The organism is Pseudohoeflea suaedae (genome assembly GCF_004354915.1).
Lineage (GTDB): Bacteria > Pseudomonadota > Alphaproteobacteria > Rhizobiales > Rhizobiaceae > Pseudohoeflea > Pseudohoeflea suaedae.
Window position 1 is genome coordinate 380,177 of sequence record NZ_SMSI01000002.1, and the last position, 21,412, is coordinate 401,588.

The following is a 21,412-nucleotide window of genomic DNA, read 5'->3' on the forward strand; positions in this document are numbered from 1 at the left end:
GGGCCGGAAAGTTTGCTGACTTTACGTCAGATGCATGGGGGGACATAGACCAATGCGGCGTATCATCAAAGCCCTGTTCAAGTTTCTGCTCGTGGTCGTGCCGTTGCTCATCATCGCCGTCGGCGCGGGCATGCTGTGGCTGTCGCGATCGCTGGCGCCGCTTGACGGCGAGATTTCGATTACGGGCCTCTCCGGACCCGTCACGATCACCCGCGATGCGAACGGCGTTCCCCATATCAAGGCCGCCACCCGCGCAGATGCCGCCGCCGGCCTCGGTTTCGTCCATGCGCAGGAGCGGCTGTGGCAGATGCAGGTCAATCGCATGGCCGGCCAGGGGCGGTTGTCGGAAATGTTCGGCGAGCCGACCATCGGCACCGACCGCTGGCTGCGCACAATGTCGATCGACAAGGCAGCCGAGGCCTCTCTCTCCGTCATGGACGAGGCTACCGCCGACATGCTGGAGGGTTATGCGCGCGGCGTGAACGCCTGGATGAACCGTAAGCCGCAGGCGTTCTCCTCGAAACTGCCGCCCGAATTCGTCATCCTCGGGGTCGAGCCCGAGCCGTGGAAACCGGTCGACACACTGACGACGATCAAGATGATGTCGGTGAGCCTGTCGGCCAATGTGGACGACGAGGCGGACAGGCTGGCATTCGCCAGACTTGGTTTCTCCGGCGAGGAGATCGACGATCTCTTGCCGATGCTCGATGCCGACACTCCGCCGCCGCTTCCCGACCTGAAGGCGCTGCTCGGTCTGGAAAGCGGACCGCTCGAACAGGCTTCCCTCGACGGGGTTGGCGAGGAGATGGCGATGTTCGACAGCGTGACCGCCGAGCGGGCGTCGAACAACTGGGTGGTGTCGGGCTCGCGTACCGATACCGGCAAGCCGATCCTCGCCAACGATCCGCATCTGGCGCTGATGGCACCCTCGATCTGGTATCTGGCCCATCTGGAAGTGACCGACGAGTTCGATACGCCGAAAAACCTCATCGGCGCCTCGCTGCCGGGGGCGCCCTTCGTCTTCCTGGGCCGCAACGACAAGATCGCCTGGGGATTTACCAATACGGGCACTGACGCGCAGGATATTTTCGTCGAGCGCGTGAACCCGGAGAATGCCGAGGAATATCTCACGCCGTCCGGCTGGCAGCCCTTCGAGACCGTGAGCGAGACCATCAGGGTCAAGGGGGCGGAAGACGTGATCTTCACCCGTCGGGCAACCCGCCACGGACCGGTTCTGCCGGGCAGCTACAAGAACCTCGAAAGCTACCTGCCGGACAACACGGTCGCCGCGCTCCAGTGGGTGGCGCTTGCGACCGACGACACGACGGCCAATGCCGGCCCGCCGCTGTTCACCGCGGAGACGGTCTCCGACTATCAGGCGCTGATGCATGATTTCCTCACCCCGATGCAGGCGATGGTGGTGGCCGACAGCGAAGGCAGTATCGGCTTCATCTCGCCGGGCCGGGTGCCGGTGCGCGATGCCGCCAACGAAGTGATGGGTCGCGCGCCCGTTCCAGGCTGGGACGCGCTATACGACTGGCAAGGCCATTTGCCCTATGGCCAGCTGCCGCGCCAGACCAACCCGGAGAAGGGAGCGATCGGAACCGCCAACACCAAGATCGTGGGACCGGATTACGCGCATTTCCTGACCTTCGACTGGGAAGAGCCCTACCGGCAAAACCGGGTCGACGAGCTGATCGTCGATGCGACCGGCACGCAGACGATGGAAACCTCGCGCGCGGCACAGGGCGACATCCAGTCGGAAGCTCTGGCCGACCTGAGGGATCGATTCATCGAAGCGGTCCAGCCGCTTGAAAAATCTGTCGAAACGGAGGGCTTCATCAGCCGGCTTTCGTCCTGGGACGGCAAGATGAGCGCCGGAAGTGGGGAGCCGCTCGTGATGATGGCCTGGGCGCGGCAGTTCATGATCGAGGCCTATTCCGACGATCTGGGGGCCGCTTTCAAGAACTGGTTCAAGATACGCGCGACCGCGGTCGAAAAGCTGGTCACGGGCAAGTCGGCGCGCAACTGGTGCGACCGGATCGATACGGACACCGAGGAGCAGTGTCCCGAAATCCTGATCGAGAGTCTCGACAAGGGGATTGCCGATCTCAAGGCGCGCTTCGGGGATGATGCCGGGTCATGGGACTGGGGCAGGATCCATATCGCCCATGGCGAGCACCGGCCGTTCTCGCAGGTGGAGGCGCTGTCGGGCTTCTTCAGTGTCGACGTGCCGCATCAAGGCGGGCCTTTCACGCTCGATCGCGGGCAGACTACCGTCGGCGACGACAAGCGTCCCTATGTGAACACCCACGCTGCGAGCTACCGCGGAATATACGATCTGGCGGATCTCGACAGGTCGACCTTCATCCAGACGACGGGGCAGTCGGGGAACGTGTTCTCGCGGCACTATCGCGATTTCGCGGAGACATGGGCGAAGGTGGACGCGATCACCATTCCGGCAGGGCCGGTCGCGGATCCGAAGGGAACGTGGAGGCTGAGCCCGCGCCAGGACAAGCCGACCACCGAATAGGGAAGGCGGGGCAACGGCATCCTGTTGGCAGAGGACGCGAGGGCGCTCAGCCCTCGTAGCGGGCGATGAAGAGGTGGCCTGAAATCGGAGCACCCTGTTCGTAGCGGACGAGGATGTCGCTGATCTCGATCATCTTGTAGCCGGCCACGGCAGCGCCCTTTTCGACATAGTCCCTGGCGTGAGCGAAGCGCTGGTAATTTCCCACCATGAAGCCGCGCTCGCCCATGACATTGGCGGGCAGGGTTTCGCTGGAGAAGGCGAGAAGCGAACGGGGCTTGGCATTGGCCGCGGAGCCCGCGAAAAAGCGCTCGAGGCTGCCGAGATAGGGCAGAACGTCGGTCGCCGCGATCAGGTCGAACGCCTCGTCGTCATTGTCTTCCAGATAGTCGATGGCATCGGCCACGTAGAGCGTGTCGTAGAGACCCTTCTCGTGGGCGATCTGCACCATGTTCTCGGCCAGATCGACCCCGGTGACGTCTCCCGCCATGTCTTCGAGCGCACCGCCGGTCAGGCCAGTGCCGCAGCCGAGGTCAAGCACGCGCTCGAACGGACCGGCGCCGATATCCATCAGGCGCTGCCTGAGGATGAGCGGGACGTGGTAGCCGAGATCCTCGACAAGAACCTTGTCGAAGACGTCCGCGTGCTGGTCGAAGAGCGTGGTCACATAGGCTTCAGGAGCGCGGTCCGGCGCCTCGCCAAATCCGAGGCTCGCCAGCCGCACCGACGCGCCGCCATGATCGTCGGGATCTATCTCAAGCACTTCGCGCCAGGCGGCGGCAGCTTCCTCGCGCTTGCCTGCCTTTTCGAGCTTCAAGGCGTGATTATAGGCTTCCGCCAGCTTCTTCTCGTCGATGATCGACATGCCTGTGACCCCAAATAAATTCCTGCGGGTCTTATTCTCTCGGGCCGCAGGCGGCAAGTGTTACCTTTTGAGATGGCGGGTCAGGCGTTTCTCGAGCAGCACCCAGACATTGCGCAGCGCTTCGACAATCAGGAGATAGAAGATCGCCGCCCAGATATAGGTCTGGAAATCGAAGGTGCGTGAATAGGTCCGGCGGGTTTCTCCCATCAAGTCGAATACGGTGACGATGGAAACGATGGCCGAGGCCTTGATCATCAGGATGATCTCGTTGCCGTAGGGCCGGAGTGCGACGATCATCGCCTGCGGGAAGATGACCTTGCGCATGGTGACGATGCGCCCGAGGCCGAGCGAGGCAGCGCCTTCGAACTGGCCGCGCGGAACGCTCTGGATCGCGCCGCGCAGGATTTCTGCCTGGTAGGCGGCGGTGTTGAGCGAGAAGGCGAACACCGCGCAGTTCCACGCGTCCCGGAAGACGACCCAGAGCCCGATGGCGTCGAGTTCGTCGCGGAAGGAGCCCAGGCCGTAATAGATCAGGAAGAGCTGCGCGATCAGCGGCGTGCCGCGGAAGAAGTAGACATAGGCATAGGAGAGCGTCGAAAGGATCCGGTTGTTCGACATCCGGCCGAATGCAACGGGGATCGAAATGATCGCGCCCAGAATGATGCAGGTCGCCACGAGCTCGATCGTCGTCACAAGGCCGGAAAGATATTTGGGCCCGTATTGCACGACCCGCTCGGTGTTCCATCCTCCGACAAGCCAGGCGGCCATGGCAACCGCTGCCACGAACCACAGCGCCAGAAAGACCGCGCCGGCGATGCTGGCCGCCGTCCAGCGCTTCTTGTCCTCCGTTGGCGGAGGGGCAGGCGGAATGAGTTCGTCGGTCACATAAGCCATGGTCAGCGCTCAACCTGCTTGTAGCGGTTCTCGAGCCAGTTCGTCACGATCGAGGAGAGCATGGCGAGAAAGAGGTAGAGGATGCAGCCGATGCCGAAGAACAGGAACGGCTCCTTGGTCACGCGCGCTGCAATGCCGGTCTGGCGCAGGATGTCGGACAGCCCGATCACGGAGATGAGCGCGGTATCCTTCAACAGGTTCATCCATAGGTTTCCCAGCCCCGGGAGCGCGATGCGCAAGAGTTGCGGCACGATGATCTTGCGCATGACGATGCCGCCGCGCAGGCCGAGTGCCGCGCCGCCTTCGTACTGGCCCGCGGGTATCGCCTGAAAGGCGGAGGTAAGCACTTCCGACGCATAGGCCGAGAAGACAAGGGAAAGCGCGATAAGGCCGGCGACGAACGCGTTGATCTCGATTGCTTCTTCAATCCCGAAGGCCAGAAGGAGCTGCCGCAACCCGATCTGCAGGCCGAAATAGATCATGAATATCGTCAGCAGTTCGGGCAGCCCGCGGAAGATCGTCGTGTAGATGTTGGCGCTCAGATTGAGGGCCCGGGACGAGGACAATTTGCCGAGTGCGATGAAGAATCCGAGGATCAGCCCGACAGGTAACGTGCCGAGCGACAGGCACAGCGTGATGAAGAAGCCATTGGCGATCTCGTCGCCCCAGCCGGTCGCGCCGCAGGAAAGAAGGGAGGATTCGGGTATCAGATTGAGAAAGCCGACCGGTCCGCAGAACGGGTCGAGCATATCCAGTATCGAAGCCACCGCCAGCGGCGGTGCCGTCGGATCGTTCATGGTGTCCCCTCAAGGCCGGTTGTACGGCTCTCTTGTCGGTGGCGGCCCGATTGCCGGGCCGCCGTAAGATCACGATCTAGCCTTTCAAGGCCTTGCGACAAGGCAGCCCGTGCAAATTCGTCCGATCCGAAGGACGCCTGATCTGGCTGCGATCTGCCGCGTCAAAGTCCTCGACCGGGGCGACGGCCCCGCTCTTCGCACTCTTGCTCGCATATCTTGCCATCTCAAGCGCCATTCCAATCGTCTTGACAGGTCCTGACCCTAGGGCTTCGATCAATCGCCGTAAACGTCGAAATCGAAGTACTTGTCGTTGATTTCCTTGTACTTGCCGTTTTCGCGCAGGGCAACGATGGCCTTGTTGAAGGATTCGCGCAGCTCATCCTCGCCCTTGCGCACGGCGATGCCGATGCCGGGGCCGTTGATTTCCGGATCCGGAGACAGCGTGCCGAGGATCTTGCAGCATGCGCCGGCGTCCGACTTGACCCATTCGTCGAGCACAACGACGTCGTCGATCACGGCGTCGACGCGGCCCGATTCGATGTCGAGCTTGTACTCGTCGGTCGTCGGGTAGAGCTTGAGTTCGGCGGAAGGAAGCTTTGCTTCGGCATAGTTCGAGAATGTGGTCGAGGACTGTGCGCCGAGCAGCTTACCGGAAAGCGCCTCGTCGGTCGCTTCGGTGATGTCGGAATCCTTCGGCACGGCAATCGCCGGCGGGGTATTGTAGTACTTGTTGGTGAAGTCGACCTTTTCCATGCGCTCGGGCGTGATCGACATCGACGCGATGATGGCGTCGAACTTGCCGGCCTGGAGGGCCGGAATGATGCCGTCCCAGTCCTGCGTGACGAAGGTGCATTCAGCCTTCATTTCCTCGCAGAGCGCCTTGGCAATATCGATATCGAAGCCGGTGAGGTTGCCGTCGGCTTCCAGAGTGTTGAAGGGCGGGTAGGCGCCTTCGGTGCCGATGACCACCTTCTTCATGTCCTGTGCGCCTGCATGCGGCGCGCCAAGGCTTACCGACAGGGCAAGCGCGGAGATGGCGAGGGTGAGTTTCGTTGAGATACGCATTTATGTCCTCTCTGTTGGGCTGACCGGCGGTTATTCGTGCCGCCTTTCGCGTCTCGGGCGGTCATTCGACGACCACCGGAAAGCGGATATTCCCATTCTTTTGTTCGCAATTGCAATAGCAAAACGGGTGGCAATGCGGTTGACGCACAACCGGTCCGCGTCAGCTTCGCTCCCGGCCCGCCACAAGGCTGCGCGCATAAGCCAGATCCTCGGGCGTATTGACGTTGAGGAAGGGGTCGATGCCGTCATGCGGGCTGAAGGCGACGGCCTGCCATTCGATTCTTTCCAGGAATGCCATGATGCTGAGCTTCTGCGTCCGCATCAGGTGCTGTTCGAGCCGCGCCAGCAGCGCGACAGGCCAGAGGCCGACAACCGGATGCACGCGGTCGCCGGATTGCGCCACCGCCACCTCGGTTCCGTGACCGAGCTCGGCGCATAGCCGTGGCACGAGGTTGCCGGGAATGAAAGGCGCATCCGCAGGCACGGTGACGATGTGAGACAGTTCCGGCTGCGCAGAGAAATGACGCAGCATGGTGGCGAGCCCCGCAAGCGGTCCCGCGCGATAGGCCGGATCGTCGGGCAGGATATCGAGGCCGAGGCTTGCGTAACGCGCCGGATCGCCGTTGGCGCTGATGGCTATGGTCGTGACTTGCGGCTGGAGCCGGTCGAGGGCGTGTTCGATCAGGCGGCGCCCGCCGAGTTCGAGCGAGGGCTTGTCCAGCCCTCCCATGCGACGGCCTTGGCCGCCGGCCAGCACGGCGCCGGCAATTCTCATCGTGACGCTCCGTCGAATCCGAGCCTGTCCTGCGCCTCCGTGGCGGCGAGCTTGTCGACGTGGCGCACATAGGCCGACGCGAACATGGCGCCGACCATGGTCAGAAACATCGCGATGATCAGCGGGTAGATGCCGGTTTCCGGCGTAAGCGTTGCGCCGACTGTCGAGGACAGGATGGCGCCGCCGCCGATCATCAGGGTGCCGCCGAGGCCGGAGGCGGAACCGGCGAGGTGCGGCCTGACGCTGACCATGCCCGCATTGGCGCTCGGCAGCGTCAGTCCGTTGCCCATGCCGACGAGGAAGGTCGGGCCGAAAAAGGCGAGGGGATCGACATATCCGGCAAGAAACAGGAACATCGGGATCAAGGCGCCTATCGAAGCGACGATGCTGCCCCAGATCATCATGCTGGTGATGCCGACGGTCCTGGTGTAGCGCCCGGACAGGAAGTTGCCGACCATGTAGCCGACCGCGATGATGGCGAAATAGGCGCCGATGGATTCGGCTTCGAGGTCGAGCACCGTGTTGGCCACATAGGGCGCGCCGCCCAGGAAGGCATAGAAGGCGCCCGCCGAGAAACTCGCGGTGAGCGCGTAGCCCCAGAACCGGCGTGAGCGGAAAAGTTCGGGATAGGCAGCAAATTGCCGCCAGATGCTGGTCGAGCGATGGTGATGGGTTTCGCCCGCATCGAAATAGAACAGCACAAACACGACGAAGCCGAAGAGAAACGCTGCCACGAATGTGGAGTGCCAGCCGAAGAGCCCGGCGAGAAACCCGCCAAGCGCGGGGCTGACCATCGGCACCACGCTCATGAACATCGTCACATAGCCGATCCGCGAGGCGGCTTCCTCCGCGCCCACCACATCGCGGATCATGGCGCGTGGCAGGACCAGCGAGGCAACCACTGCCGCCTGAAGCGCGCGGGCTGCGAGAAACATCGTGATGGTCGGGGCCAGAATGACCAGGATAGTGGCAACGAGGAAGATCGCCAGGCTCGTAAGCATCACCGGCCGGCGGCCGTAACGGTCGGAGAGAGGGCCGATGAAAAGCTGCAAGACGGCGGTTACCGCCAGATATCCTGAAACTGAAAGCTGCACGAGCGCGTAATCAGCATCGTAGTACCCGGCAATTGCCGGCAATGAAGGGAGAAAGATGTTGAGATTGAGTGCGCCCATACCTGTGACGAGGACCAGGGTAAGGAGCGAGGGAGGCGTGTTTCGCTTCAGGAAAACGGATTTCTGCATGGCGGCACTTGTGGCGTCTGGCCGCCGCTTGCGCAATCGGAAAGTTGCACTTCCAGGCAGGAGTGCGGTGTTGCAATTTTTGCGTGTATTACATTTCGCAAGCTGGCATTATCCAAATCGTTACCCTAGGATTATAGACAACGGCAATGGCAACCGGGTCGCGGGGCACTATGCAGGAAGGTGACGACAAGCAGACCTGCCCGTTCTGCGGTGCGGATTGGGGTCATTGCGATCACTACAATCTGCTGATCGAATGGGAAAGCTTCGCCGAAAAGGCCGAGCTCAAGACGAAGCCAGCGCGGCATCCCGACGAGCACGAAGACGGCGAAGAGCCGCGGCCTTTCAGCTGATATCCAGTCCAACAATCAACCCGGCAACGCCCACGGGCATTCAGCCTATGGCGTATGCCGGGTTACCGATGTCGCCGCGACTTCGTGGGCGTCGGTACGTACCTTCTCGCGGTAGATCGTATAGAGCCCCGAGCCGACGATCAGCAGGCCGCCGATGATGATGTACACGTCCGGCACGTCGCCGAAGACCACATAGCCGAGCACGATCGCGATCAGCAGGCTCGAATAGCGGAAGGGGGCGATGAACGAGATGTCGCCTTCACGCATGGCATGAATGATGAAGTGGTAGGCGATAAGAACGAAGGTCGCCGCGCCGATCAGCAGCGCCCAATCGAAGGCGCCGATCGCGACCCAGTCGCCATTTGTCGGTGGCGACAGGACGAAACCCGAAAGTGCGACCGCCGGGGCGGTGATCGACGACATGAAGAGCGGCGGGATCGAGGCGTCCACTTTGCGGGTGGCAATATCGCGCGAGGCTGCAAACAGCACGGTGATCACGATAACTGCCGCATAGGGCGAGAAACCTTCGACCCCCGGCCGGACGATGATGATCACGCCGGCGAAGCCCACCAGAATTGCCGACCAGCGCCGCCAGCCCACCGGTTCGCCCAGGAAGATCGCCGCGCCCATGGTCACCGCAAGCGGCAGCGCCTGCATGATGGCGGTCGCATTGCCGAGCGGGATATGGCTCAGCCCGATCAGGAACGTGATGGTGCCTCCGACTTCGCCGATCACCCGGATCGCGATAAAGGGCGAGAACGCCAGCCTGAGCGGTCGCATTGCATGCTGCCGGTAGGCGATCAGGATGATGACGACCGAGGCTATCATGTTGCGGACGAAGACGATCTGCCCCATCGGCATGGTCTCGGCGAGATATTTCACCAGCGTGTCGTTCGTGGTGAAGCTGATCATGGCGAGCGACATGAACAGGGCGCCGCGGTAGTTTGGAGAAAGAGGCATGCGGTGTGTCTTCGCTGGGAGGGAAATCCTGGGTGACGCGCGGATGCAGACGCCGACGGACGTTCCTTAACGCGGATTCCCGTTTTGCCCAATCACTATTGTCGAGATGCAGATATGCTATCCGCCGGTGACACTCATGTGACGGCCGACCGCCGGGCGCGAACGGCCGCGTTCGATGATGAAGTCGTGCCCCTTCGGCTTGCGCCCGATAGCCTCGTCGATGGCATCCGACAGGAGCGCATTGCCTTCCGAGGCGCGCAGCGGCGCACGAAGATCCGCGTCGTCGTTCTGTCCCAGGCACATGTAGAGCTGGCCGGTGCAGGTGAGCCGGACCCTGTTGCAGCTTTCGCAGAAATTATGGGTCAGCGGGGTGATGAAGCCGAGACGGCCGCCGGTTTCCGCGATTTCCACGTAACGAGCCGGCCCGCCGGTCTTGTAGGGGATGTCGGTGAGCGTGAAGCGTTCCGACAGGCGATCGCGCACCTGCGACAACGGCAGGTACTGGTCGGTCCGGTCCTCGTCGATCTCGCCCATCGGCATGGTTTCGATCAGCGTGAGATCCATGCCTTCGCCGTGGGCCCATTCGATCATTTCGGGAATTTCGTGTTCGTTGAAATCCTTGAGCGCCACCGCGTTGATCTTGACCTTGAGGCCAGCCTCGCGTGCGGCCCGGAGGCCGTCCATGACCTTGTTGAAATCGCCCCAGCGCGTGACGGCGCGGAACTTGTCGGGGTCGAGCGTGTCGAGCGACACGTTGATGCGGCGGACGCCGGCGCCGAACAGTTCGCCGGCGAAGCGGGTCAGCTGGGAACCGTTGGTAGTCAGCGTCAGCTCGTCCATCGCACCGGTTTCGATGTGTCGGCCGAGGGAGCGGATCAGCTCCATGATATTCTTGCGTACCAGCGGCTCGCCGCCGGTCAGCCGGATCTTGCGGACGCCCTTTTCGACGAAGGTCGTGCAGACACGGTCGAGCTCCTCGAGCGTCAACAGGTCCTTCTTGGGCAGGAAGGTCATGTGTTCGGCCATGCAATAGGTGCAGCGGAAGTCGCAGCGGTCGGTCACCGACACCCGCAGATAGGTCACGGCGCGGCCGAAGGGGTCGATCATCGACGGAGTGCCAGCTGCTGCATGATCCATAAGAGTTCTTCCCAAAATACCTCCTGCGCAACATCACCATTGCGGGAACGCTTTTCAAGCCCTCCTCGAACGCCGGCGGCGCTCGAGGATTGAAAATCGGTCATTCTGCCGTCATATCAGCCGATCTTGGCACAAAGGAGATGGCAATGGACCGGCATGAGGCAGCCTGGCCGAACGAACTGAAAGTATCCGGCGATCGCAAGACGCTGACGGTCGGGTTCGAGGATGGCCGCAGCTTCGCGCTTCCGGCCGAGCTGCTGCGGGTGCGCTCGCCTTCGGCGGAAGTGCAGGGTCACGGAGCGGGACAGCGGGTCACCGTGCCGGGCAAGAAGAACGTCACCATCGCTGATCTGCAGCCCGTCGGGAACTACGCCGTTCGCATCGTCTTCGATGACGGCCACGACACGGGGCTCTTCACCTGGAAATTCTTAAGCGAGACGGGTGAGGACGTCGAAAGCGTCTGGGCCGGGTATCTGGCCGAACTCGAAGCGAAGGGGCTCGGCCGCTAGCGTCCGGCGCGTTACTCGCGGTCCTCGCCGTCGGTCAGCTTTTCCAGCATACGGCGCATGACGTCGCCGACCATGTTGCAGTCTTGGGCGCTCGAAGCCGACATCGCCTTCTCGATCACTTCCGTCTGTATCGTCAGGGCGTCTTCGGTCAGCGCCTCGCCCTTTCGGGTGAGCGTCAGCCGCAGCACGCGGCGATCGTCGTCGTCCGTGCGGCGCTCGATCAGGCCGCGCTGTTCCAGCTGAGGCAGCAGCATGGACAGGTTGGAGCGTCCCACGAGGAGCTTGTTTGCGAGGTCCTGCTGGGAGATGCCTGGATAGCGGTAGACATTGGCGAGGATATCGAGGTGCGGCGGCTTGAGATCCAGACCCTGCAGGGCGCGGGTGAGCGTCAGCCCCATGAGCTGATGGGCGCGTGCGACTGCGATCCAGTTCCTGAAGCGCGGATTATCCCAGGGGAGGGCTTGCTTTTTGTTCATGGTTGTACAAATATTTGTTCAGTGTTGAACCTTCCAGGTTATTCCTATGTCAAAATGGCTCCTGAAGTCCATTGGCTTGATCATTTCGATCGTCGCATTTTTTTCGCCGGAGGCCGCCGGGCGTTTCGCGTTCCAGCTGTTTGCCCGGGCGCCGGGGCCGAAACCGGAATCGGAAAAGGAGGCGCGGGTCATTCGTGAGGCGGGTCCTCGCATCAGGAAGGCGGAACGCGTCCGCCTTCTCCTGTCCGACGGGGCGATCGTCGCAGCCTATGATTTCGGCGTAAGGGACGAGGTCAGCTGCCGTGGCAAGGTTCTCGTCGTTCACGGATACCGGTCGCGCACCGAGCACATGCTGCCGATCATAGAGGCGCTCGTGGCCCATGATTTCCACGTGATCGCGATCGACATGCCGGGGCACGGACGATCGCCATCGCGGCGGAGCCACCTCGTCAACGCGGCCGAGGCGATCGACGCGGCCTGGCGGCAATTCGACGGTTTCGATGTCTTCATCGGCCATTCCTTCGGTGCGGCGGCCATCGTCAGCGTGGCCTCGGGCACGGTATCGACGGTTCCCGCACGCCGGCCCTACAAGCTGATCACCATCGCCTCGCCGACGAGGTTGAGAACGATCTTCGACTGGTTTGCCGAGGAAACCGGCATGAGGGGTGCGGTGCGTAAGGCCTTCGAGGGCGAGGTCATGACCTTGTCCGGCCGTCCGCTCGATGATTACGACGCGGCCAGGGGCATGGCGCAGATCCGTTCCGAAGTGTTGGTGATGCATGCCCCCGACGACAAGGAGGTGCCGTTCTCCTGCGCCGAGGCGCTTGCTGCGACCGGTCCTCATGTGAGGCTCAAACCGGTTCCCGGATACGGCCATCGCCGTATTCTGGCGGCTCCGCCCGTCATCGAGGGCATCCTCGATTTTCTCGGGGTGCGTGATTTCGGGGATGCGGACGCGCAACTGGCGCTGATCGCGAAGATGGATTTCGGCCTCGTCGACAAGGCGCGAACGAGCGCCTGAGGTTTGCGCATTCAGCGACGAAAAAAGCCGGCCTGATCAGGCCGGCTTGTTCGTGTTCGACGGAGCGGGGGCGATCAGTTGCGCACGACCACGCGGGTGCCGACGCCGACCTTCTCATAGAGGTCGATGACGTCTTCATTGGCCATGCGGATGCAGCCCGACGACATCGCCTGACCGATTGTCCAGGGCTGGTTGGTGCCGTGGATGCGGTAGATGGTCGAGCCGATATACATGGCGCGGGCACCGAGCGGGTTGTCCGGACCACCTTCCATATAGGCGGGCAGAACGCGGCCTTCCTGGCGCTTGACGCGCTCGCGCATCACCTGCGGCGGGGTCCAGCCCGGCCACTCGGCCTTGCGCGAGATCTTGTCGCTGCCCTGCCAGGTGAAGCCGTCGCGACCGACGCCGATGCCGTAGGCCATGGCCTTGCCATTGCCGAGCACGTGGTAGAGGCGGCGATCGGACGTGTCGATGACGACGGTGCCGGCGGCATAGTTCTCGTTGAACTTCACAACCTTGCGCTTGATCGGCGACTTGTCCGAACGGCGATGGTTCATCCGGTTATAGTTTTCAGATGGGGGGAAGAGCATCTGGAGAAGGCTCTTCTGCTCGCTCTGCGGCGCTGCCTTGGCGAAGGATGTGGCGGCAATCAGGGTGATGGCCGCGGAAACGATGATTTTCTTCATGGAATGATCCGTCATAATCAAGAGTTCACTTCATGCGGTCGAAGACGCAAACCAACATTACAATCGGGTAATGTATAGCGTCTGTGCTGTCCAGCACACATGCGAGAATCGCATTGTTTAAACGCGCGGTGTTGCATACTTGCGCGCGTATTATTTCCGGTAGATCAGCCAGTTCTTGTCGATGTCCCCGGCCATCGTGTCGCTGAAGATCTGGACCTGGTTGCGACCGCTGTTCTTGGCCATGTAGAGGGCGATATCGGCCTTGTTGTAGAGATCGGTCGCATTTTCCGCGTCACTCGCCATGCATACGCCGACGGAGACCGTGATCGGGCCGTAATCCATGCCCGACTTCTGATTGCGGAGCGGCGTCTTCTGGATGGCGGCGCGGATGCGCTCGGCCACTTCCATCGTCACGTCCTGGCTGGTCCCGTGCAGGATGACCGCGAATTCCTCTCCGCCGGTCCGGGCGATGAAAACGTCCTTGCGCAGCGTCGAGCGCATGACCGCCGCCACGACGCCGAGAACGCGGTCGCCGACAGGGTGGCCAAAACTGTCGTTGAACTTCTTGAAGTGGTCGATGTCGCAGACGATCAGCGCGTGGTACATCGCTTCGCGCCTGGAATTGTAGATTTCCGGCAGGGCGTCGTCGAAGGCGCGGCGATTGGCGAGCCGTGTCAGCGGATCGGTGTTGGCGATGCGCTTGTATTCGTCGAGTTCGAGCTTGACCTGCTCCATTTCCACGGCGCGCTCGACCATCTCCTGGACGGCGACCTTGCCCTGTTCCATGGTGTCGCCGGTGGCCGAGGAGAGCATGGCGATGATGCCGCCGAGGATTTCCGAGCTCGATGTGCTCTTGGCCGAAATCCGGTGGTAGGTTTCGCCAAGCAGCCGGGTATAGCTTTCCAGCGACGACTGCTCCTTGCGCAGGGTGCGCAGCATGGTTTCCAGTTCGTCGGTGATCTTGTCGTGGGCCCCTTCGACCACTGTCTTCTTGTGGTGGTGCGCGAAATATTTCGCGCCAACCGCATCGAGCGCGGCCTGGGTCGGATGGGAGCCGAGAGCGTCGAAATCGCGGGTCAGCGCCGGGTTCGAAGAATTCAGTGCCTCATAGACGAGTTCGTAATTGCGGGGGATTCCCGAAATGCCCATCTTCCGCATGCTTGCCAGCACCATCGTGGCAGCATCCATCATCTGCACTTTCTTGCCGCCGGCATTCGTCGACATGAAGGTCCCCAACCCGTCTCGATAACACCCTAAAATTAATAGCCATGAAATGTTGGGGAACTGTTAACGTTCGCCAGTCACTTCTTAATTAGTTAGAGTATTAATTAAATATTCGTGTTATTACTTGTTGCGTGTGCCGTATAGGCGTCTAGCCCAGGTTCAGTTCCTTGAAGAAGTCGTTGCCCTTGTCGTCGATGACGATGAAGGCGGGGAAGTTTTCGACCTCGATCTTCCAGATCGCTTCCATGCCGAGTTCGGGATATTCGACGACCTCGACCTTCTTGATGCAATCCTGGGCGAGCCGGGCGGCAGGGCCGCCTATGGAGCCGAGATAGAAGCCGCCGTGCCGGCCGCAGGCTTCGCGGACGGCGCGCGAGCGGTTGCCCTTTGCGAGCATCACCATCGAGCCGCCGAAGGACTGGAACTGGTCGACATAGGAATCCATGCGGCCAGCCGTTGTCGGGCCGAAGGAGCCGGAGGCATAGCCTTCCGGCGTCTTGGCCGGTCCGGCATAGTAGATCGGATGGTTCTTGAAGTAATCGGGCATCTCCTCGCCGGCTTCGAGACGCGCGCGGATCTTGGCGTGCGCCAGGTCGCGGGCGACGATGATCGGGCCGCTGAGGGAGAGCTGCGTCTTGATCGGATGTCTCGAAAGTTCGGCGAGGATGTCGGCCATCGGCTGGTTGAGGTCGATCTTGACCACATGCTCGGACAGCTTGTCCTCGTCGATTTCCGGCATGTATTTCGACGGGTCGGTCTCGAGCTGCTCGATGAAGACGCCATCGCGGGTGATCTTGCCCTTGGCCTGGCGGTCGGCGGAGCATGAGACGCCGATACCGATCGGCAGCGAGGCGCCGTGGCGGGGGAGGCGGATGACGCGCACGTCGTGGCAGAAATACTTGCCGCCGAACTGTGCGCCCACACCCATCTGCTGGGTCAGTTTGTGGACTTCCGCTTCCATTTCGAGATCGCGGAACGCATGGCCGGCTTCCGAACCTTCGGTCGGCAGGTCGTCGAGATAACGGGTCGAGGCGAGCTTGACGGTCTTGAGGTTCATCTCGGCGCTGGTGCCGCCGATGACGATCGCCAGATGGTAGGGCGGGCAGGCCGCGGTGCCGAGCGTGAGGATCTTTTCCTTCAGGAAATCGATCATCCTGTCGTGGGTCAGAAGCGACGGCGTGCCCTGATAGAGAAAGGTCTTGTTGGCCGAGCCGCCGCCCTTGGCGATGAAGAGGAAATCGTAGCTGTCGTCGCCTTCCTCGTAGATGTCGATCTGCGCCGGAAGGTTGTTGCGGGTGTTCTTCTCCTCGAACATCTTGAGAGGTGCGAGCTGCGAGTAGCGCAGGTTCTTCTTCTCGTAGGCGTCCATGACGCCGCCGGCGAGGGCTTCGTAGTCGCCGCCTTCGGTCCAGACGCGGCGGCCCTTCTTGGCCATGACGATCGCGGTGCCCGTATCCTGGCACATCGGCAGAATGCCGCCGGCTGCGATATTGGCGTTCTTGAGCAGGTCGAACGCCACGAAACGGTCGTTCTCCGTGGCTTCCGGATCGGCGAGGATATTGGCGAGCTGCTGGAGGTGGCCCGGTCGCAGAAGGTGGTTGATGTCGGCAAACGCCGCCTCGGAGAGAATCCGCAAGGCCTCCGTTTCCACTGTCAGCACATCCTGGCCGCGGAAGGTTTCGACCGACACGTGCTGGTCGGAAATCTTGCGCCAGGTGGTGCTGTCGGGTCCAAGCGGGAAAAGAGCGTCAGCCACGAAAAAATCCTCTCGTCGCGGAAATGAAAAGGGTCGGGCAGGGTTTAGGACCTGACGCGGTGGAATGCAATTCGGCTTTTGGCCAGCGGCCCAAAAAGGCTTTCAGCTTCGGTCAAGATTGCCGTGGTGAAATGGGCGGGACGCCGCGAGAGCGTGGACTGGGCGCAACACCTCTTGCGCCATTTCGCGATCGTGAAACATGCGCTTTGCAACGCGGGTACGGCTTTGGTAGTTTCCCGGCGGGGCCAGGCAAATCATTGAGACAGCCGTAAGTCGGCGAAAGGTATCAGCAATATGGTATTCAAACATGGGCTGTGCGTAGCTCTCATTGCTCTCATGGCTGGAGCGGGAGAGGCCTATATTGCTCCGCAATTTGCCCAGGCCGGTGGTGCGCTGGATAACCCCAACAATGCGGCGGTCAAGCGCATTCGCAATCTCGGGAACAATTCCGGAGACAGACGGAATGTGTTCGGCTTCCGGCGAACGCGGCCGGAACAGCGCAGCGCCAGTGCGCCTGCGGAGCGGAAATCCACTCCCGTCGCTCCCATCAGCGGTCCCACCTACAAGACCTACCGTCCCGACCGGCTCGTCGCAGTCAAGTTCGGCGCGATCAGCGATCCCCTCGTGACCGGCGCGACGAGTGACGGGGTGAGCCTGCCGCCGCTCGGCATGAACGCTTTCGATGAGGGCAGGTCCGCTCTCGATGCGCTCGATGTCAGGGCCCTGCCGGAGGCCGCCAAGGCTATCGTCGATCTCTATTCCTCCGATCCCGCCTATCTGTGGGTGGCCGGCTCCAGCATCAATTCGGCCGCCCGCTCGGTCCTCGCCGTGCTCGAGGATGCCGACAGCGTCGGTCTGAATGCATCCAATTACAGCGTCGAGGTGCCGGAAGACGGCTATGACGTGACGAATGGAGCGGCGCGCCAGCAGGAATTGATGCGTTTCGAGATGAAGCTGTCCGCAGCGGTTGCCGATTATGTTCTCGATGCCACGCGCGGCCGCGTCGATCCCAACCGCATCTCCGGGTATCACGACTTCAAGCGCAAGACGCCTGATCTCGTCTCCGCCCTCAAGGCCGTTTCGAATTCGGACGACGCCGGTGCTGCGCTTTACGGCTATAATCCGCAGGGCCAGCATTTCACAGCCTTCGTCGAGGAGCTCAAGCACCTGAAACAGGCCGATCAGGGCAAGACGATCGATCTGCCGGAGGATCTTCTCCTCAAGCCCGGTCAGTCGAGCGCGGAGACCAAGAACCTCGTTCGCGCCATCGAGGAGAAGGCGTCGGACGAGCTGAAGGCGGAGCACGCGCTGCTGCTTGCGAGCTATATCGACAATGCGGAATACGACCCGGATATCGTTTCGCTGGTGAAGGGCTTCCAGAAAGAGGCCGGTCTGGCGAGCGACGGCGTCGTCGGCCCGCGCACGGTCCGCGCGCTCGTGGGTGAAACCAATGCCGCGAAGATCGAGAAGGTGAAGCTCTCGATGGAACGCGCGCGCTGGCTGCCGGGCGTCCTCGAAAGCCGCAGGGTCTTCATCAACCAGCCTGCTTTCACCGCGACCTATTACGAGGACGGAAAACCGGAATTCACCACTCGTACCGTCGTCGGCAAGAAGTCCAACCAGACCTATTTCTTCGACGACACCATCGAGACGGTCGAGGTGAACCCCTATTGGGGCGTTCCGCAGTCGATCATCATCAACGAGATGCTGCCCAAGCTCCAGCGCGACCCGTCCTATCTGGATCGTCTGGGCTATCAGGTGACCTATAATGGTCGGGCCGTCTCTTCCAGCGGTGTGAACTGGCATTCTGTCGGACGTGGCGCCGTCGGCGTGCGCCAGCCTCCGGGCGACGACAATGCGCTGGGCGAACTCAAGATCCTGTTTCCCAACTCGCACGCGATCTACATGCACGATACGCCGTCGAAATCGCTCTTCAGCAGGGACATGCGGGCTTTCAGTCATGGCTGCGTCCGGCTTCAGGACCCGCGCGGAATGGCTTCGCGCGTCCTCGGCGTGAGCGTGGAGGAAGTCGGCCGCGAGATTGCGCAGGGCAAGAACAAGGCGCTGCCGGTTTCGGGCAATATCCCGGTTCACGTCTCCTACTTCACCGCCTGGGCGGAACCGGGCGAGAAGGTGAAATATTTCGCCGACGTCTATGACCGGGATTCCTATCTGGAAAAGGCTATCGACGCCACGGATGCGGAACGTTCCGCCTCCAGCTGAGCCTTCAACCCGGTTCTCCCGATTGCGGTCGGGGGAACCGGCGCCGCACCGGTCGCGTTTCCATCAGGTGATGCTAATCGCCCGGAAGCGTGCCCCAGTGACCCATTTTCCCAAGACAAGCGTATCTGCTCTCGCCCTCGGCCTCATTTATGCCAGTGCCGGCATGGCTCACGCCGCGTCCGTTCCCTTGCCGGAACCCGCGCCGCGTGCCGAAGCGGTGGCTGCCGGCGAGGCCGAGGCGCCTTTGCCGCAACCCCGGCCAGAGCCAGTTCCAGAGCCAGAGGATGTGGATGAGGGAGGCGAAGAAGAAGAGCCCGGGCCTGCCGACGCCGACGCGCCTGCCGGTGCGCAGGAGGATGGCGGAAGTCCGGGTGCGGAGCGCGACACGTCCGGTAATGCTTCCGGAAGCGGCAAGCCCGAAGCCGGGAGTTCCGACAGGCAAGCACAAACTCAGCCGCCCGAGCCCGTCGATCCGGTCTGCGTGGCAAGGCTCGCCGAGCTCGGCGCGATCTTCGAGGCAGTAGAGCCCATCGAGGGGGAGGGCGGCTGCGGCATTGCACATCCATTCGAGATCAGCGGCTTTTCCGGCGGCATATCGCTGCAACCCGCAGCTAAGCTCGACTGTCCGACGGCGGTGGCGCTGGCCGAATGGGTGGAGGATGAACTCAAGCCCGCCGCCGATACGGCCATCAGGACGCTGACGGACGAGGAGAAGCCCGAGGGCAAGGCGCTCAAGACGATCCGGCAGGCATCCTCCTATATCTGCCGCACGCGCAATTCGCAGAAGGATGCCAAGCTGAGCGAGCACGGCAAGGGGCGCGCCATCGACATCGCGGGCTTCACGCTTGCCGATGGTACGGACGTCACGGTGACCCCGCGCGAGAAGGATCATACCATCGCCGCCGCGCTCCAGGCCGCCGTGCGTAAGGGGGCGTGTCTCCACTTCACCACGGTGCTCGGTCCCGGTGCCGACAGCTTTCACTCCGATCACATCCACATCGATCTGGCGGAGCGCCGGGGCGGATACCGGATCTGCCAGTAAGCCTAAACGTGCTTCCGGATTTCGTTGCAGCCCTGACGCGTCTGGTTTTGGCAAGGACCATGTTGCAAACTCCAACGGTTCGAATCGGGGCTTGAACGAGAGTGGGGGTGCGGAATGGCGGATATCTATTACGGCGCTTATGGGGCTGGCACCGGGCGCCAGCGTCCGCCCTACGTCGCCTATGTCGTGCTTCTGGCCTTTCTGGCGGCCGCCGCGGTCATGCAGTTTCTCCCGCTCGTCCTGCCCATCGGGCCGATGTACTGGGATGTGCTGGTCTATTACGACGCGATCGGGCGGATGAATGCGGGGCAGTGGCCGGTCACCGATTTCCAGGTGCCGGTCGGGCCGCTCGAATACTGGCTCACCTGGGTCAACTATCAGCTTTTCCCCGACGCCAATCCGATCCTGCTCACCCAATTGCAATGGCTCCCGATCACCGCTCCGGTGATGGCGCTGATCCTTTGGGATGCGAGCAAGCGCAGCTCATGGGCGGTCTGGGGCCTGCTGCTGGCGTGGGTCTTCTATACCGCGCTGCCGTTCAACGACACGATCTACAACAATTTCGCTGGCAGCGACGGCTACGGAATCTACAACCGGCACGGTTCACACCTGATGTTCCTGACGGCGGCGACGGTGCTCTTTGTCCGCTCCCGCCATCTGCAGACGGCCTTGTTCTCCGTCCTTCTCGTCAGTCTCGCCCTGTGCAAGATCACCGCCTTCGCCGCTGTCGGTCCGCTGCTGATCCTCGGGCTGCTGACGCGCCGCATTCACCCATATGTGGCGGTCGCCACCGCGCTGGTCTGTATCGGGTTCACGGGTGTCCTGCAGCTCGCGACGGGCGTGATATCCGGCTACATCGGCAACATTCTGCTCCTGGCCCAGGAAAATTCCGGCACGCTTCTGCCGCGGTTTCTCACGGCGATGTCGATGCGCATCGACGTGCTGCTGCCCGGCGCCATTCTGTGCCTGGTCCTGTTCTGGCGTGAGGTGATCTCGTTCCGCCGCCCGCGCGACCGCGAGCAGCGCGGCGTGATCGGCCTTCTCGACGGGGACTGGGTCTGGATCGGGTTGTCGCTCTTCTGCGGGCTCGTCTTCGAGACGCAGAATACCGGCAGCCATCCCTATTTCGTCGCCTGGCCGGCGATCCTCAGGATGATGTTGCGCCCGGCCGATGTGTTCGGGTCCGCGCGCTTCCTGATCTATGTGGTGACTGCTTTCGTGGTGGTTCCCGCCGTATCGACCATCGCCTACAAGGCTGTTCGACTGACGGCGCTGGCACCGACCTACATTCACCTCGACGAGCCGGTGCTGGGGCCGATCGGGCGGGTTTCGGTCAAGGACGTCTACGCCGAGCAGGCCGAGCGAATGCGGTCTTTCTACATCAAGCATCCCGAGGAGATGATCGAGATCGCGGAAAGCGGCGCACTGCCATCCTTCCGGCTCTTCGTCGAGCACGATTACCAGTTTCTTCTGATTCAGGAGATGGGACGGGCGGCAACGGCCATCGGAAAGCTGGAAGCCAGCACGGGCGAGCATTTCCGGTCAGTCCTCGATCTCGATTTCGCCAATCCGTTTCCGTTCATCCTAAGGAGGCCGGGTACCGAGTATGTGATGATCGGGGCCGATCCCTCCCGGTCCATTCCGACGCCCGACCAGAAAACACTGAGGGCAATTGCCGAGACGGATCTGATCCTGTCGCCGAAATGCCCCTTCCAAAGGGCGCGCTACGAAATTCGGGAACTATTCTACAAGCCGGCGTTGGCCGACCGCGTGACGGCGCCGCTCACGCCCTGCTATGACGTTCTTCTCAAGCCCGGCAGCCCGTTTCTGAAAGTGCTATCGCCTTCCGCTTCATGATGCG

The 21,412-nt window shown here is 62.1% G+C and carries 19 protein-coding genes; 7 read left to right on the forward strand and 12 right to left on the reverse strand.

The features are described 5' to 3' along the window. Positions 1-52 precede the first annotated feature (52 nt). Complete coding sequence (locus E2A64_RS11875) at positions 53-2,533, forward strand: penicillin acylase family protein (RefSeq protein ID WP_158285755.1); 2,481 nt, start codon at positions 53-55, stop codon at positions 2,531-2,533. Between the two features lie 46 nt (positions 2,534-2,579). Here E2A64_RS11875 and E2A64_RS11880 read toward each other — a convergent pair whose 3' ends face one another. The 6 genes from E2A64_RS11880 to E2A64_RS11905 form a co-directional block, all read right to left on the reverse strand. Beyond that, complete coding sequence (locus E2A64_RS11880; RefSeq protein ID WP_133284696.1) at positions 2,580-3,395, reverse strand: class I SAM-dependent DNA methyltransferase; 816 nt, start codon at positions 3,393-3,395, stop codon at positions 2,580-2,582. Positions 3,396-3,455: 60 nt separating this feature from the next. Next, positions 3,456-4,289 (reverse strand): ABC transporter permease, encoded by an 834-nt coding sequence (locus tag E2A64_RS11885; protein WP_133284697.1) that lies wholly within the window; start codon positions 4,287-4,289, stop codon positions 3,456-3,458. A 2-nt stretch (positions 4,290-4,291) separates the two neighbouring features. Continuing rightward, positions 4,292-5,086 carry an ABC transporter permease gene (locus E2A64_RS11890; protein WP_133284698.1) on the reverse strand — a complete coding sequence of 265 codons (795 nt, stop codon included), beginning with the start codon at positions 5,084-5,086 and terminating at the stop codon, positions 4,292-4,294. Between the two features lie 273 nt (positions 5,087-5,359). Next, a complete protein-coding gene (locus E2A64_RS11895) occupies positions 5,360-6,151 on the reverse strand; it encodes an ABC transporter substrate-binding protein (protein WP_133284699.1) in 792 nt (263 codons plus the stop codon). A gap of 160 nt (positions 6,152-6,311) precedes the next feature. Next, the gene (gene mobA / locus E2A64_RS11900; protein WP_133284700.1) at positions 6,312-6,926 is read right to left on the reverse strand and encodes a molybdenum cofactor guanylyltransferase MobA; all 615 of its coding nucleotides are present in this window, start codon (positions 6,924-6,926) and stop codon (positions 6,312-6,314) included. Next, the gene (locus tag E2A64_RS11905) at positions 6,923-8,167 is read right to left on the reverse strand and encodes a multidrug effflux MFS transporter (RefSeq protein ID WP_133284701.1); all 1,245 of its coding nucleotides are present in this window, start codon (positions 8,165-8,167) and stop codon (positions 6,923-6,925) included. Before E2A64_RS11905 ends, mobA begins: the two co-directional genes overlap by 4 nt. A gap of 146 nt (positions 8,168-8,313) precedes the next feature. Between E2A64_RS11905 and E2A64_RS11910 the strand changes: the two genes are divergently transcribed. Continuing rightward, positions 8,314-8,517: a hypothetical protein gene (locus E2A64_RS11910; protein WP_133284702.1), complete on the forward strand. Its 204-nt coding sequence runs from the start codon at positions 8,314-8,316 to the stop codon at positions 8,515-8,517. A gap of 45 nt (positions 8,518-8,562) precedes the next feature. Here E2A64_RS11910 and E2A64_RS11915 read toward each other — a convergent pair whose 3' ends face one another. Beyond that, a complete protein-coding gene (locus tag E2A64_RS11915) occupies positions 8,563-9,477 on the reverse strand; it encodes a DMT family transporter (protein WP_244598265.1) in 915 nt (304 codons plus the stop codon). Between the two features lie 117 nt (positions 9,478-9,594). Beyond that, on the reverse strand, positions 9,595-10,614 hold the full coding sequence (gene moaA, locus E2A64_RS11920) for a GTP 3',8-cyclase MoaA (protein ID WP_133284703.1): 1,020 nt from the start codon (positions 10,612-10,614) through the stop codon (positions 9,595-9,597). 146 nt (positions 10,615-10,760) lie between these two features. Between moaA and E2A64_RS11925 the strand changes: the two genes are divergently transcribed. Beyond that, positions 10,761-11,123, forward strand: coding sequence for a gamma-butyrobetaine hydroxylase family protein (locus E2A64_RS11925; RefSeq protein WP_133284704.1), 363 nt, complete (start codon positions 10,761-10,763; stop codon positions 11,121-11,123). A gap of 11 nt (positions 11,124-11,134) precedes the next feature. Here the strand turns inward: E2A64_RS11925 and E2A64_RS11930 are convergent, their stop codons facing one another. Next, on the reverse strand, positions 11,135-11,599 hold the full coding sequence (locus E2A64_RS11930; protein ID WP_133284705.1) for a MarR family winged helix-turn-helix transcriptional regulator: 465 nt from the start codon (positions 11,597-11,599) through the stop codon (positions 11,135-11,137). A gap of 46 nt (positions 11,600-11,645) precedes the next feature. Here E2A64_RS11930 and E2A64_RS11935 point away from each other — a divergent pair, with 46 nt between their 5' ends. Next, complete coding sequence (locus tag E2A64_RS11935) at positions 11,646-12,620, forward strand: alpha/beta hydrolase (protein ID WP_133284706.1); 975 nt, start codon at positions 11,646-11,648, stop codon at positions 12,618-12,620. Between the two features lie 74 nt (positions 12,621-12,694). Here E2A64_RS11935 and E2A64_RS11940 read toward each other — a convergent pair whose 3' ends face one another. The 3 genes from E2A64_RS11940 to E2A64_RS11950 all read right to left on the reverse strand — a co-directional run bounded on the left by E2A64_RS11940 (position 12,695) and on the right by E2A64_RS11950 (position 16,286). Further along, entirely contained in the window at positions 12,695-13,306 is a 612-nt protein-coding gene (locus tag E2A64_RS11940; RefSeq protein ID WP_133284707.1) for a L,D-transpeptidase, read from the reverse strand. A gap of 150 nt (positions 13,307-13,456) precedes the next feature. Further along, positions 13,457-14,530 (reverse strand): GGDEF domain-containing protein, encoded by a 1,074-nt coding sequence (locus E2A64_RS11945; protein ID WP_133284708.1) that lies wholly within the window; start codon positions 14,528-14,530, stop codon positions 13,457-13,459. Between the two features lie 148 nt (positions 14,531-14,678). Continuing rightward, the gene (locus tag E2A64_RS11950; protein WP_133284709.1) at positions 14,679-16,286 is read right to left on the reverse strand and encodes a fumarate hydratase; all 1,608 of its coding nucleotides are present in this window, start codon (positions 16,284-16,286) and stop codon (positions 14,679-14,681) included. Positions 16,287-16,580: 294 nt separating this feature from the next. Between E2A64_RS11950 and E2A64_RS11955 the strand changes: the two genes are divergently transcribed. The 3 genes from E2A64_RS11955 (at position 16,581) to E2A64_RS11965 (ending at position 21,408) form a co-directional block, all read left to right on the forward strand. Continuing rightward, positions 16,581-18,509, forward strand: coding sequence for a L,D-transpeptidase family protein (locus E2A64_RS11955; RefSeq protein ID WP_244598266.1), 1,929 nt, complete (start codon positions 16,581-16,583; stop codon positions 18,507-18,509). A gap of 286 nt (positions 18,510-18,795) precedes the next feature. After that, positions 18,796-19,551 (forward strand): extensin-like domain-containing protein, encoded by a 756-nt coding sequence (locus E2A64_RS11960; protein WP_158285756.1) that lies wholly within the window; start codon positions 18,796-18,798, stop codon positions 19,549-19,551. A gap of 114 nt (positions 19,552-19,665) precedes the next feature. After that, entirely contained in the window at positions 19,666-21,408 is a 1,743-nt protein-coding gene (locus tag E2A64_RS11965) for a hypothetical protein (protein WP_133284711.1), read from the forward strand. The last annotated feature ends 4 nt before the right edge of the window (positions 21,409-21,412 follow it).

Coding starts and splice junctions, on each gene's coding strand:
- E2A64_RS11875 (WP_158285755.1), top strand. CDS start 53: ATGCGGCGTATCATCAAAGCCCTGTTCAAGTTTCTGCTCGTGGTCGTG.
- E2A64_RS11880 (WP_133284696.1), bottom strand. CDS start 3,395: ATGTCGATCATCGACGAGAAGAAGCTGGCGGAAGCCTATAATCACGCC.
- E2A64_RS11885 (WP_133284697.1), bottom strand. CDS start 4,289: ATGGCTTATGTGACCGACGAACTCATTCCGCCTGCCCCTCCGCCAACG.
- E2A64_RS11890 (WP_133284698.1), bottom strand. CDS start 5,086: ATGAACGATCCGACGGCACCGCCGCTGGCGGTGGCTTCGATACTGGAT.
- E2A64_RS11895 (WP_133284699.1), bottom strand. CDS start 6,151: ATGCGTATCTCAACGAAACTCACCCTCGCCATCTCCGCGCTTGCCCTG.
- mobA (WP_133284700.1), bottom strand. CDS start 6,926: ATGAGAATTGCCGGCGCCGTGCTGGCCGGCGGCCAAGGCCGTCGCATG.
- E2A64_RS11905 (WP_133284701.1), bottom strand. CDS start 8,167: ATGCAGAAATCCGTTTTCCTGAAGCGAAACACGCCTCCCTCGCTCCTT.
- E2A64_RS11910 (WP_133284702.1), top strand. CDS start 8,314: ATGGCAACCGGGTCGCGGGGCACTATGCAGGAAGGTGACGACAAGCAG.
- E2A64_RS11915 (WP_244598265.1), bottom strand. CDS start 9,477: ATGCCTCTTTCTCCAAACTACCGCGGCGCCCTGTTCATGTCGCTCGCC.
- moaA (WP_133284703.1), bottom strand. CDS start 10,614: ATGGATCATGCAGCAGCTGGCACTCCGTCGATGATCGACCCCTTCGGC.
- E2A64_RS11925 (WP_133284704.1), top strand. CDS start 10,761: ATGGACCGGCATGAGGCAGCCTGGCCGAACGAACTGAAAGTATCCGGC.
- E2A64_RS11930 (WP_133284705.1), bottom strand. CDS start 11,599: ATGAACAAAAAGCAAGCCCTCCCCTGGGATAATCCGCGCTTCAGGAAC.
- E2A64_RS11935 (WP_133284706.1), top strand. CDS start 11,646: ATGTCAAAATGGCTCCTGAAGTCCATTGGCTTGATCATTTCGATCGTC.
- E2A64_RS11940 (WP_133284707.1), bottom strand. CDS start 13,306: ATGAAGAAAATCATCGTTTCCGCGGCCATCACCCTGATTGCCGCCACA.
- E2A64_RS11945 (WP_133284708.1), bottom strand. CDS start 14,530: ATGTCGACGAATGCCGGCGGCAAGAAAGTGCAGATGATGGATGCTGCC.
- E2A64_RS11955 (WP_244598266.1), top strand. CDS start 16,581: ATGGTATTCAAACATGGGCTGTGCGTAGCTCTCATTGCTCTCATGGCT.
- E2A64_RS11965 (WP_133284711.1), top strand. CDS start 19,666: ATGGCGGATATCTATTACGGCGCTTATGGGGCTGGCACCGGGCGCCAG.